11 protein-coding genes are annotated in these 12199 nt (G+C 59.8%); 3 read left to right on the top strand and 8 right to left on the bottom strand.

Features of this window, described 5'->3' with window-relative positions:
• Window positions 1-24 precede the first annotated feature (24 nt).
• Window positions 25-1566 carry an amino acid permease gene (locus tag ACNPM8_RS06685; protein WP_448939484.1) on the bottom strand — a complete coding sequence of 514 codons (1542 nt, stop codon included), beginning with the start codon at window positions 1564-1566 and terminating at the stop codon, window positions 25-27.
• A gap of 455 nt (window positions 1567-2021) precedes the next feature.
• Between ACNPM8_RS06685 and ACNPM8_RS06680 the strand changes: the two genes are divergently transcribed.
• Both ACNPM8_RS06680 and ACNPM8_RS06675 read left to right on the top strand, forming a co-directional pair.
• Window positions 2022-3263, top strand: coding sequence for a THUMP-like domain-containing protein (locus ACNPM8_RS06680; protein ID WP_448939483.1), 1242 nt, complete (start codon window positions 2022-2024; stop codon window positions 3261-3263).
• Between the two features lie 155 nt (window positions 3264-3418).
• Window positions 3419-4561, top strand: coding sequence for a glutamate--cysteine ligase (locus ACNPM8_RS06675; RefSeq protein ID WP_332731262.1), 1143 nt, complete (start codon window positions 3419-3421; stop codon window positions 4559-4561).
• A 27-nt stretch (window positions 4562-4588) separates the two neighbouring features.
• On the opposite strand, the gene ACNPM8_RS06670 is transcribed toward ACNPM8_RS06675, so the two are convergent.
• Together ACNPM8_RS06670 and ACNPM8_RS06665 are read right to left on the bottom strand one after the other, a co-directional pair.
• Entirely contained in the window at window positions 4589-5263 is a 675-nt protein-coding gene (locus tag ACNPM8_RS06670) for a FadR/GntR family transcriptional regulator (RefSeq protein WP_400288479.1), read from the bottom strand.
• Window positions 5260-6531, bottom strand: a complete 1272-nt coding sequence (locus ACNPM8_RS06665; protein WP_400342080.1) for an MFS transporter — start codon at window positions 6529-6531, stop codon at window positions 5260-5262. The genes ACNPM8_RS06670 and ACNPM8_RS06665 overlap by 4 nt, the downstream gene beginning before the upstream one ends.
• 224 nt (window positions 6532-6755) lie before the next feature.
• Between ACNPM8_RS06665 and ACNPM8_RS06660 the strand changes: the two genes are divergently transcribed.
• On the top strand, window positions 6756-7925 hold the full coding sequence (locus ACNPM8_RS06660; RefSeq protein WP_448939482.1) for a metallophosphoesterase family protein: 1170 nt from the start codon (window positions 6756-6758) through the stop codon (window positions 7923-7925).
• A 181-nt stretch (window positions 7926-8106) separates the two neighbouring features.
• Here ACNPM8_RS06660 and tsaD read toward each other — a convergent pair whose 3' ends face one another.
• The 5 genes from tsaD to alr are packed head-to-tail and all read right to left on the bottom strand — an operon-like array spanning window position 8107 to window position 12102.
• A complete protein-coding gene (gene tsaD / locus ACNPM8_RS06655) occupies window positions 8107-9177 on the bottom strand; it encodes a tRNA (adenosine(37)-N6)-threonylcarbamoyltransferase complex transferase subunit TsaD (RefSeq protein WP_448939481.1) in 1071 nt (356 codons plus the stop codon).
• Entirely contained in the window at window positions 9174-9665 is a 492-nt protein-coding gene (gene rimI, locus ACNPM8_RS06650) for a ribosomal protein S18-alanine N-acetyltransferase (RefSeq protein ID WP_400342076.1), read from the bottom strand. Before rimI ends, tsaD begins: the two co-directional genes overlap by 4 nt.
• A complete protein-coding gene (gene tsaB / locus ACNPM8_RS06645) occupies window positions 9665-10339 on the bottom strand; it encodes a tRNA (adenosine(37)-N6)-threonylcarbamoyltransferase complex dimerization subunit type 1 TsaB (RefSeq protein WP_448939480.1) in 675 nt (224 codons plus the stop codon). The genes rimI and tsaB overlap by 1 nt, the downstream gene beginning before the upstream one ends.
• The gene (tsaE, locus tag ACNPM8_RS06640) at window positions 10332-10910 is read right to left on the bottom strand and encodes a tRNA (adenosine(37)-N6)-threonylcarbamoyltransferase complex ATPase subunit type 1 TsaE (RefSeq protein ID WP_133833637.1); all 579 of its coding nucleotides are present in this window, start codon (window positions 10908-10910) and stop codon (window positions 10332-10334) included. Before tsaE ends, tsaB begins: the two co-directional genes overlap by 8 nt.
• Window positions 10903-12102: an alanine racemase gene (gene alr / locus ACNPM8_RS06635; RefSeq protein WP_448939479.1), complete on the bottom strand. Its 1200-nt coding sequence runs from the start codon at window positions 12100-12102 to the stop codon at window positions 10903-10905. Before alr ends, tsaE begins: the two co-directional genes overlap by 8 nt.
• Window positions 12103-12199 lie beyond the last annotated feature (97 nt).

The raw sequence follows: 12199 nt of genomic DNA, 5'->3' as shown, positions 1-12199 counted from the left end.
TCAAGGCGAGTGCTAATCATTGCCCTACTTCTTCACACCGGTTCGCGCAGAGCGCACAGCCGCGGACTCTTCGATATCCTCCGGAGCGTCCAGATCCATCTCGGTGAGCTTGACCATCTTGGACTTGGTCACCATGCGGTGCACCAGCCACAGTCCGAGGAACAGCGGCAGCCCGATATAGGCCGAGAGCACTTCCAGCCCGTGGCCGGCCAGCACCGCTTGGTAGTTCTGACCGACGATCACGGCAATCAGCATCAGGAAGGCCACGATGGGTCCTAGCGGGAAGAGCGGGGCCAAGTAGGGCAGGTCCTTCACGCTGTAGCCCTGGGCGAGATAACCGCGGCGGAAGCGGTAGTGGGATACGGCAATACCCACCCAGACGATGAACCCGCACAGCCCCGAGACATTCAGCAGCCAGGTATAGGCCGCACCCTGGCCCACCAGGGCGGTGAGGAACCCGAAGAGGCCTACCGCAGCGGTGGCCAGCAGAGCCATGATCGGCACGCCGCGGGAGTTGGTGCGCCCGAAGATCTTCGGAGCCTTGCCATCGTGGGCCATGGAGTAGAGCATGCGGGTTGAGGCGTAGAGCCCCGAGTTGCCAGCCGAGAGGATGGCGGTGAGAATGACCGCGTTCATGGCAGCAGCGGCAAAAGCGATGCCGGCCCGCTCGAAGACCAGGGTGAAGGGCGAGGAAGCCACGTCGGCTTCGCCGCTGGCCAGCAGGCTCGGGTCGGTGAACGGAATCAGGCAGCCGATGATGAAGATGGCACCGATGTAGAAGAGCATGATGCGCCAGAACACCCGGCGGATGGCCTTGGGCACTTCGCGGCGCGGATCCTTGGCTTCGCCTGCGGCGCCACCCACCAGCTCGGTGCCCTGGAAGGAGAATCCGGCAATCATGAAGACCGAGACGATGGACAGCCAGCCGCCATGGAAGACATCCTTGCCTTCGCGCCAGTTGGCCAGCGGATCGGTGTGCGCGCCGAGCACCCCGAAGATCATCAGCACGCCGGCGGCCAGGAAGGCGATGACGGTGACCACCTTGATCATGGCCAGCCAGAACTCGCCTTCGCCGAAGGCCTTGGCGGACAAAGCATTCAAGGCGGTCAAGGCCACCAGGAAAGAGCCGGCCCAGACCCAACCGGGGACATCAGGCAACCAGAAGCTCATCACGATGCCAGCGGCCACCAGTTCCGCTGCAACGGTGATGGCCCAGTTGAACCAGTAGTTCCAGCCGATGGCGAAGCCGAAGGAGGGGGAAACGAAGCGGGTAGCGAAGGTCTGGAAGGATCCGGCCACCGGGATCTTCGCGGTCATCTCGCCCAGGGACTGCATGAGCAGGTACACCATGAGACCCACCGCGGCGTAGGCCAGCAGCGCGCCGCCGGGACCCGCCTGGGCAATAGTGCCGCCGGAGGCCACGAACAGCCCGGTGCCGATGGAACCGCCAATGGCGATCATCTGCAGGTGGCGGCTGCTCATGCCGCGCTTGAGCTGGTTCTGCACCAGGGGTGCGGGATCCACGGCCTTTGGACCGGTTGTCGACGTCACTGTCGTTCGCTGCATAGGTTTCATCACAGGTGCCATACAACACCAGTTCCACAGGGGGATGCGACGTGGATCACTTCAGGTCTTGCGGAGGACATGCAGCCGCTTGCAGCAAGCGGGGCGACTTGGTCCAGCGAACTGCTTCCTAGTGGCGGAGAACTGTAAAACAGCGATAGGGCTACTCGTTAGCCAGATGATCCAATTAGCAACAAGCATTACTCTCTCTAACGAAATCATTGCCCATGAGATAGCGATACTTAGTCTTTTCGTTTCAGGGCTTCACATCTCCCGGCTTCGAACTGCTCTTGGCGCAACTGCTGGGCGGCCGGATCCCGGAGCTTGGCGAAGCCCGCTTGGCGATTCTGTGAATTCTGAATGTGACGCGTTTTTGTCACATAGATCACTGGCCCTGCGGGCTGGGCACACCGAGAGGGCCAGTCTGTTCCAAGACGCATCAACGATAGTCTTGGATCATGGCCCAGGCTTCAAATGACTCCACGCTCAATGAACAATTCGCCGCCCTGCTTTCGGAAGACGGCTGGAAGCTGCTTTCCACCATCGACCCGTCCATGGTGGCCACCAAGGATGCTGCTTGGTCGCTGAATGAGAAGCTGCGGAAGGAAGGCCACGACGCCCAGGTGGTTCGCGCCGTCATGGCGCAGGCCGAGCTGCGTTTCCGGGCGAGGGTGAAATTCGGCCCCTTTGCAGACTCGTTGATCTTGACCCCGGCCGGACTGGAGCAGGCCACGCGCCTGACCATCGCCGGGCTGCATGCCCGCCGCTACACCAATGCCGGTTCCACCCACGTCGCAGACCTCGGATGTGGCATCGGCACCGACTCCATTGCGCTGGCCAGCGCTGGCCTGCAGGTCACCGCGGTAGAGATGGATGAAACCACCGCGGCAGCCACAACCTTGAACCTGATGCCCTTCGACAATGCCACCGTGATCCACGGCAGCGCCGAGGACACCGATCTGACCGGGATTGACGGCGTCTGGCTGGATCCAGCCCGGCGTACCGACGTGAAGGGAAGCACCCGCCGACTCTTCGACCCCGAGGCGTTTTCCCCGCCCCTGTCTTTCGTGGAGAAGCTGGTGGACTCCGGGCTGGACGTCGGAGTGAAACTCGGTCCGGGCCTGCCCCATGAAGCGATTCCGGCGAACGCCGAGGCTGTCTGGATTTCGGACCACGGCTCGGTCATCGAGGCCTGCCTCTGGTTCGGCAAGCTCAAGCGCAAGGACATCGCCCGTGCCGCGCTGGTCATCGACAAGGACGGCGCCCACGAGTTGGCCAGTGCAGTTGCCGCGGCAAATGATCAGCCAGCCCCGGTAGGCGAATTGGAAGCGCACATCTACGAACCCGATGGCGCAGTGATCCGTTCCCACCTGATCTCGACCTTGCTGGAGCGCACTGGCGGCCACCTGCTCGATGAGCACATCGCCTACTTCACCCATAACCAGCAGATTTCCACGCCGTTTGCCCGCGGATACAAAGTCATGGCAGTGCATGACTACAACGTGAAGAAGCTGCGCAGCTGGGTGAAATCCAACGGCATCGGCACATTGGATATCAAGAAGCGCGGAGTCGACGTCACGCCCGAAGAATTGCGCCGCATTTTGCTGGCAGGCTCCCCCAAGAGCGCCAAGAACAAGGCAACGCTGATCCTGGCTCGCCTCGGCGACAAACGCGTAGCTTTCGAGGTCATCCCGCACTAGTCTGGGGTGACGCAGGTCCCACCGGAGCATTGTCCCGGCAGGAGCGGCGCAATACATACAATGAGTATGGAGAAACATCGAGGAATCGGTGGACGCTCCATCCACTTTGTTCGGCTCCGGAGCATTCCGTCCGAGACGTCATCAATAGGAGCGCCGTGCAGAAAATCGAGTTCGCCCACTCTTCCCAATCCACTATCGGTGTCGAATGGGAAATCGCCTTGGTCAATCGCGAAAGTGCGGACTTGTGCTCGGTTGCCGAGAGTATCCTTGACCAGCTCAAGGATGAGGCCGGTCTTGACCGCGAAGATGAGCATCCGACAGTGAAGCCGGAATTGTTGATGAATACCGTGGAGGTGGTCACCGGTGTCCATACCAACGTGGCAGACGCGGCTGAGGAACTGCGCACCAACGTGCGCATGCTCAACGAGGTCGCCGGAAACCACGGCGTGGACCTGTATTCCGCGGGCTCCCATCCTTTTGCCGCGCCGACCTTGCAGCCGGTGACGGACAAGGACCGCTATGCCAAGCTGATTGACCGCACCCAGTGGTGGGGCCGCCAGATGGTGATCTACGGCGTGCACGTGCACGTGGGCTTGGACGATCGCGAAAAAGCGCTTCCAATCACTGACGGTTTGATCAACTACCAGCCGCATTTCCAAGCACTCAGCGCCTCCTCCCCCTACTGGGGCGGGGAAGACACCGGCTACGCTTCGCAGCGTTCGCTGATGTTCCAGCAGCTGCCAGCTGCCGGGATCCCCTTCCACTTCGATTCATGGTCCGAATACGAATCCCACGTTACAGACATGCTGCACACCGGGGTTATTGATGATGTCTCCGAGATCCGCTGGGATGTGCGTCCGGTACCTCGTTTGGGCACCGTGGAAATGCGCATCTGCGATGGCGTGAGCTCTCTGGATGACATTGCCGCCTTTACCGCACTGACCCAGTGCCTGGTGCACGACATGTCGCTATCAATCGAAGCCGGCTACAAGATCCCTGTCATGCCGGCCTGGTTCCGAGTGGAGAACAAGTGGCGCGCCGCCCGCTACGGGCTGGATGCCATCATCATCCTCAACGCCCAAGGCGACGAGATGCTGGTGACCGACCACCTGCGCTCAGAGGTCAAGCGCCTGGCACCGATTGCCGAGCAGCTGGGATGCGCCGAGGAACTGCAGGGCATCATCCGTTTGATCGAACGCGGGGCGGAATACCAGTTGCAGCGCAATACCTTTGCGGCTTCGGGCGGGGATTTCAAGGCAGTGGTGCAGGAAAACGTCCGGCGCATGAAGGCTGTTTAGTCCGGGCAGAGCCCTTGAAGTCAGGAATTAAGGCATCCAGCTCATGCAGTAATCAAGATTCTTGATAACAGTTCGAGCTGCTGCTTCGGGATCGCCTGCTTCGATTGCGTCTACCAGTGATTCGTGGCCCTCGTGCAGGCAGCCATCGAATCCGTCGGAAAGCCTCTGGACCATCTTGGTTCCGTGGAAAACATCCCCGAAGCTCTCATAGATCTCATGCATCAGCGGAACACCGGAAGCCCGCGCCACTTCCAGATGGAATTTCCAGTCGGCTTTCGCCCACGCAGGATAATCCCGGTTTCCCCATGCTTCGCTTCGCTGGCCCAGCAAAGCGCGCAGCTGTTCGACTACTTTTGCATCGGCGGCTTTGGCAGCGAGCCGGGCCGACTGGGTATCCAGGGCGAATCGCACCTGGAGCACGTCCTGGTCGGAGTGGTCGCGGTACACCCGTTGGGCGGTGCCGCTGATCTCGCTGGTCGCGCGCACGTAGGTGCCATCTCCACGGCGGACCTCGAAGATCCCCGTGCTGGCCAGCGCCTTGATGGCTTCGCGCAAGGTCCCGCGGGAGACGCCCATTTCCGCCATCAGCTCGGGTTCAGCCGGAATGCGGTCCCCCACCTTCCAGCGGCCCTGCGCTACGGCGCTCTGCAGCTTCGCCACAACCTCTTCGGACAAGGGCGGACGCAATGGGGTCTTGCTCATGGCCGCTCCGCTTCAGCCGAGCCGTCCACTTCGATCAACGGATGCGAATCGGCTTCGGTACGCAGGCCGCCCAGCTTGTAGCAGAACAGAAGCTGCACCACAGCGAAGGCGAGGATGATCACCAAGCCAACCGTCCAAGATCCCAATGCGCCCTGCATGAGCCCCAGGGCGAAGGGTCCAATGGCTGCAATCAGGTAGCCGACAGATTGGGCCACCGTGGACATTGCTGTCGTTTCTTCTGCGCTGCCGCCACTGCGGCTAAGCATGAGCATCACCAGCGGGAACACCCCGAAGCCCAGGCCAATTAAGACCGAGCTGATCAAGGACAGTTCTACCGGCAAGAGCAGCAGAGCGATAAAACCGAGTACCGAGCAGCTGGTAGTCAGCACGAAGGCACTGCGCAGCAGGGCCGGCTTCGAAGCCATCCAGAGCATGATCATGACTGCCGGGATGCTGACTCCCTGCACGATGCCCAGCATCAAGCCGGCATCAACTGGCTCCAGCCCGCGCGAAATGAGGATATGCGGCAACCAGCTGACTACGGTATAGACCAGCAGCGACTGGATGCCGAAAACAGTGGTGAACAGCAAGCCCTTGCGCGTGGCCAGTAGCGGCCATGGAGAAACATGCGTGCCCTTCTGAACAGCGGAACGCTTCCCGGAGATGGACAGCGGCACAAAGACCAGCAAAGCCAGGCCGGCGGGAATCGCCCACAAAGCCAATGCCGTCGTCGGCGAACCCGCCTTCACCGCCAGCGGGACGCTGATTGCGGAGGCCAGCGTCGCGCCGATGGACATGGTGGTCGTGTAGGCCGCGGTCATCGACGCGGCGCGGTTCCCGTGGTGCTCTCGAATAAATGAGGGCATGGCCACATTGCAGATGGCCAAGCCGCACATGCCTACCACGGTGCCGGCCAGCAAAGCCCAAGTTGAATCGACAATGCGCAAGGCCAGCCCAGCGGTGAGCAGCAGCAAGGACAGGGCGATGCCCAGTTCCAGTCCGGTCCTGCGGATCACCAAGCTCGTTGCCGCGCCAGCCACGGCAAAGCACAAAACTGGGATCGTCGGCAGCAGCGAAGCGATGAACGTGCCGTACCCCATCATCTCCTGCAGGTCATGGAAGAGCGGAGATGCCGAGGCAATGCCCATGCGCAGGTTCAGGCCCACGAGGATTACGGCGGCGATGGCTAGCGCACCAGCCAGCCACGGGGATTTGCCTGGCGCATTGGCGGTCGGCGGAAGCACTGAATCAGAGGCGTTGGTGATCACGTTTATACATTAGACGTTTGATGTTTGCCGCGGGGAATCTTGTGACCTGACACACGCTCTGAAAGGAACATATTCGAAGCGCTAGTTCGATCGTTTTATTTATGCACAGGGACAAATACGGACTGCCAATGTTCACTATCCGGTCACTAGGCATCCCTACGCTCTAGGAGTTATCAGCCGACTGGCTAACTAGCTGGCTATCTATTAATTCGAAAGGCATTCCTGTGAGCAATTCTTCTTCTGTCCCCCGTCGTGGAGTACTGATTGGCAGCACCGCTGCCGCGATTACCGGTCTTTTCGCTGCCAGCAGCACTGCGGCGGCTGCAGCACCGGCCAAGAAGTCCCCGGCAGCCTCCCCGAAGCTCAAGTTCGCTGCCGACGGCAAGTTCAAGATCGTCCAGTTCAATGACACGCAGGATGGGCCGCGCACCGATCGCCGCACGCTGGAGCTGATGGACAAGGTCTTGGATACCGAAAAGCCTGGGTTCGCGCTTATCAACGGTGATGTCATCAATGGCTCGGCAAAGACCACCACCGAGGTCAAGCAAGCCATCAACAATGTAGTCCAGCCAATGGAATCCCGTGGTATCCCTTGGGCTCTGACCTTTGGCAACCATGACGAGGATTCGATGCCGCACGGCACGAATATGACCGATGCCAGGATTCTCGATTTCATTCGGGGCTACGAATTCAACGCCAACGCGAAAAATGACAAGATCCAGGGAGAATCGAATTCGCAGCTGCTGATCGCGTCATCCAAGAACGCCAAGCCTGCCTTCGGCATCTGGCTGCTTGATTCGAATCGCTACGCGCCAGATACCCTTGGCGGCCAGGACTTCAAAGGCCTCATGTCCTACGACTGGATCCGCCCGGAGCAAATCGCTTGGTATCGCGAAGCCTCTAAGGCAACAGAAGCACGCTACGGCAAGGTCCAGTCCTTGATGTTCTTCCATATCCCGCTGTGGGAGCACCACCACATGTGGTTCGGAGCCCAGTTCACCTCGAATGATGCCGATCATCAGAAGGCGGTCAAGAAGCACTCCATCGAGGGAGTCAAGAACGAGGGAATCTACACCGGTGCATTCAACTCCGGCATGTTCACTGCTCTGCAGGAACGTGGAGATGTTCGTGGCGTGTACTGCGGCCACGACCACATCAACACCTTCAAGGGCAACTACTACGGTATCGAGCTGGGTTACGCGCCGGGTACCGGTTTCGGCACTTATGGTTTGGGCGGCACCGAGAACCACGAGCTTCGTGGCGCTCGCGTCTTCGAGCTGGATGAGAACAAAGACGGGGTCTACACCGGAACCCGCACGGTATTTGCCAAGGATTTGGGAATCGATATGGGCACTAAGACGCAGCCGCTCGACGAGCCGCTTCCGCTGCCATAGTCAACATGGCTTGCTGCGCGCTGAATACTCGACGCGCAGCAATCCAATGGAACCGAAGATCGCAAGGATGCTGGTGATTCCGGAATTGGCATAGTTCTCATTGCGCGTGTATCAGGATTGCGCGAAGTCTCCGGCCCTGCTGGGAAACCGATTACATACCCAGCGTTAGGAACTTATGCGATTACCGCAAGGTAATCCGTGTGACGGGCTGCGAAGAATCCGTAGCGAAGTCCAACCCCGATGGGGCCACGCCATCTGCGACCAACTGGGCACCAAGCGCAGCAACCATGCCACCGTTATCCGTGCAGAGGCTGAACGGTGGAACCACAAGCTCGATTCCTGCCGAAGTGCAACGAGCCGCCAGCAGTTCGCGCAAGCGGGTATTAGCTGCAACTCCCCCGCCTAGCAGCAAGGTCTTCAGACCTTGTTCCTGCATTGCGCGCACAGCCTTGGACGTAATCACGTCTACGACAGCTTCCTGGAATGAAGCGGCAATGTCAGCAACTGGGATCTCTCCGCCGTTGGCCTCGAAGTGCTCGACGCAACGGGCTACAGCAGTCTTCAGTCCTGAGAACGAGAAGTTGTTGCGGTGCTTGCCAGGATTCTCGGTACTGCCCACGAACTTCGGCAGCGACAAGCCGCGAGGGAACCGGAATGCCTTTCGGTCTCCATCCTTGGCCGCCTTGTCGATAGCCGGACCACCTGGATACCCAAGACCCAGCAAACGAGCAGTCTTGTCATAGGCTTCACCGGCTGCATCATCAATCGTGGAGCCCAACAGCTGCACGTCGTTAGTCAGCGAAGTGACCTTCAAGATTTCGGTATGCCCGCCTGAGACCAGCAGTGCCCCGAAAGTAGGCGGCAATACGGTTCCTTCGAGAACGCCAACACCTACGTGAGCAACCAAGTGGTTGATCCCGTACAGCGGTTTGCCGGTAGCCAGGGCCAAGGCTTTGGCCGCTGATACGCCAACCATGAGGGCGCCGGCCAGGCCGGGACCGCTGGTCACGGCGATGGCATCAATGTCCTCAAGAGTCAGCTCCGCGGTATCCAAGGCGGACTGCAGGGTAGGCACGAAGGCTTCCAAATGAGCTCGCGCAGCGATCTCGGGAATCACGCCACCAAAGCGTACATGCTCATCCATGGAGCTGGAGACAGCGTTAGCCAGAAGCTTGTTGCCGCGTACGATGCCCACGCCGGTTTCATCGCAGGAGGACTCAATGCCTAGTACTACGGGTTCGGTGATGCTCATGCGTTGCGTTCTTCCTCTTGTCCTTGCTGTGCATCCAGCGGGAGTCTCATAATTAGTGCATCAACCCCGCCTTTGTAGTACCCCTTGCGGCGGTGGATGGTAGTGAATCCGATGGATTCATACAGGCCAATAGCAGTGGGGTTATCAAAGCGGACTTCGAGCATCACATCCAGTGCATTTTTCTCACCAGCCGTCTTGATCAGCAGGGACAATAGCTTGCGTCCCAGGCCTCGACCTTGGTAATCAGGGTGCATGGCGATGGTCTGCACATCGGCAATCGGCAAAACCACGCACAGGCCGGCATAGCCGACAACTCGACCAGAGTCTTCATAGACCCAGTAGGTGCGGGTGTCGCGCTGCGCTAGCTCGGATTCGAAACCAGCCAGTGGCCATGCATCCTCGGGAAACAGCTGCTGTTCCAGCTCGTGGACGGCCAGCAGATCCTCGGCAGCCATGGGACGCAGGATGACCTGGTTCGCCTCGTTCATCACTTAGCCTGCTTCATGAACGCCGGAACCTGTGCATCGGATTCGCGCAGGTACTGCGGCGAAGTGTCAGACAGATCCTTGCCCGCAGCCAGATCGCTTATGCCTCGGCGGACGAGGTAGCCAGCGTTTGCAATCCATTCAAAGGACTCAGGCATGGGCTTGGCCCCGGCTTCTTCCAATTGCTCGGCATAGATTCCGGCGCCAATGCCGTAGACCGGCAATGCAGGAAGGGCTGAAGCAGCTGAAACATGCGGGCCATCAACCATGGCTCCATCCTGGTCGTAGCGAGCCCAGTACACTTCTTTGCGGCGCGCATCGGAAGCCACAATGAACTGTGTCGGAGCCTCGCCTGCATCCAGCACCTGTTCGGCGAGCGCATGCAAGGACATCACACCATGCACGGGTACCCGCCATACGAAGCCGAAGGTACGCGCGGCAACCAAGCCAACGCGCAGGCCGGTGAACGGGCCCGGCCCTACGCCAACGATAATGCCAGCAAGGTCTTGGCCTTTCTGTCCATGAGCGTCCAAGAGATCCTTGACGTATGCCGACAGGGTTTCGGTCTGGTCATTCCCCTTGGATGAAACCCGCTGGTCGACAACTGAACCGGTGGCTTTGTCAACCAGTGCCACCGATGCGTTGGCGGAGGTGTCGATAGCTAAGTAGTTAGGCATGCTTCTCTTCCGTGTGCTGCGCAGTTACTGCAGACAGTAAAGTGTCTTTCAACTGGGCAAAGGTGTCCTCGTCCCAGCGCGGGCCGATTCCCTTCAGGCTGAACAACCGCGGCTCGTCCAGCTCTTCCTCCGATTCTTCCCACGGGTTGGCACTCGGTGCGGCCAGGGCTTCGCGGTCCAGCTGGATTTCCAGACGCGAGTCCGTGAGATGTTCCACCTTGCCCAGCCCCCACTCCACAACGGTGACTGAATCAGCCAGCGTTGATTCGAGATCCAGGGTGTCCACGTCGTCGTGGCCCTTCAAGCGGTAGGCATCCACGTGGATCAGTCCGGGGCCATCGCCTAGCGCCGGGTGCTGGCGGGCCAAAACGAATGTAGGCGAGATGATTCCCTCGCGTACATTCAGTCCCACGCCCAGCGACTGAGTCAGAGTCGTCTTACCAGCGCCCAAGGCCCCTGTAAGAATCACCAAGTCTCCGGCTTTGAGCTGGGTACCAAGAGCTTCCCCCAGCGCTTCGGTAACAGTGAGGTCATCTAGTTGGCAGGAGAATTCCCGCACCGGGTTACTCACCGGCTTCACCCCAGCTGCCTTCGATGTAGTAGCGGGGCACGCGCGGAGAAATGCGGGTTACCACTTCGTAGTTGATGGTGTTCGCCGCATAGGCCCAAGTGTTCACCGACTGCCCGCCTTTACCGAAGATAATCGCCTCGGCGCCGAGGAGGTCCTCAGGCTTGATGTCCGCGCCCAGATCAATGACGCACTGGTCCATGGCGATGCGTCCGCGTACCGGGTAGGTGCGTCCGTTAACTGTTACCGGCGCACCTGTTGCGATGCGCGGCAAACCGTCTGCATAGCCCATGGGGATCAGCCCGAGGTAGGTCTCCGCTTCAGTCTTGTAATTCAGGCCGTAGGACACGCCCTGCCCCGGATGGACCTTCTTGACGTTAGCCACGCGGGTCTTCACTGTCATGGCTGGACGCAGGCCGAAACTTTCTGGCGAGTCGGTTTCAAAGGGGCTCAGGCCATACAAGCCCAACCCCAAGCGCACCATGTCGTGGTGTGAATCAGGTCGCGAAAGGATACCCGGCGTATTGGCGATATGGCGCACTTCAAGATCGAAGCCGGCTGCTTCTACCAGTTCTATGGCCTTGTTGAAGATTTCCAGCTGCTCGTCCGTTTCGGGCCGCTCTGGCTCATCTGCGACCGCGAGGTGGGAGAAGATGCCAACTACGCGCAGCAGTCCTTCTTCTTGGAAGTCGCTGGCGCGGTTCAACAGATCAGGCAGGGCATCCATAGTGGAGCCATTGCGGCCAAGTCCTGTGTCCACCTTGATGTGGATACGTGCCGGTGTCTGCACGGCACGTGCTGCGGCGGCAACGTATTCAAGTTCCCAGCCTGAGACTCCCAGATCAAGACCGGCATCAATGGCGGCCTCGAATGGGGTGTCCTCGGTGTGCAGCCAGGCCATCATGGGAGCATCGATGCCCGCTTCACGCAGGGCGAGAGCTTCCGTCGCATGGGCACACCCGATCCAGCGGGCGCCACCCTCCAAGGCGGCTTTGGCTACGGGGATAGCTCCATGGCCGTAGGCGTCTGCTTTGACGACGGCCATAACTGCAGCTGGGGCTACAACATCAGAAATCTGCTTGACGTTGTTGCGGATGGCCGACAAGTCAATGACTGCACGACGTTCAAATCCGATAGCCTGTGCACCGCTGGTGCTCTTTGTCAGGTTGCTTTCTTCAAGCGCTTCAGAGTTCACCTATTCATCTTCGCACTTTTCGGTTCCGCTTGCCTTGTCCACCCGTGCGCAGTTCGGCACATAGTGCGAGTTAAAGTCGGAAGGGGGGGGGGCCCCC

The sequence above is a fragment of the Glutamicibacter sp. AGC46 genome (genome assembly GCF_053543715.1).
Note: the sequence above shows the minus strand (reverse complement) of the source record. Positions and strands in the feature narration are given on the sequence as shown.

Coding starts and splice junctions, on each gene's coding strand:
- ACNPM8_RS06670 (WP_400288479.1), bottom strand. CDS start 5,263: ATGAGCAAGACCCCATTGCGTCCGCCCTTGTCCGAAGAGGTTGTGGCG.
- ACNPM8_RS06685 (WP_448939484.1), bottom strand. CDS start 1,566: ATGCAGCGAACGACAGTGACGTCGACAACCGGTCCAAAGGCCGTGGAT.
- ACNPM8_RS06680 (WP_448939483.1), top strand. CDS start 2,022: ATGGCCCAGGCTTCAAATGACTCCACGCTCAATGAACAATTCGCCGCC.
- rimI (WP_400342076.1), bottom strand. CDS start 9,665: ATGAACGAGGCGAACCAGGTCATCCTGCGTCCCATGGCTGCCGAGGAT.
- tsaB (WP_448939480.1), bottom strand. CDS start 10,339: ATGCCTAACTACTTAGCTATCGACACCTCCGCCAACGCATCGGTGGCA.
- tsaD (WP_448939481.1), bottom strand. CDS start 9,177: ATGAGCATCACCGAACCCGTAGTACTAGGCATTGAGTCCTCCTGCGAT.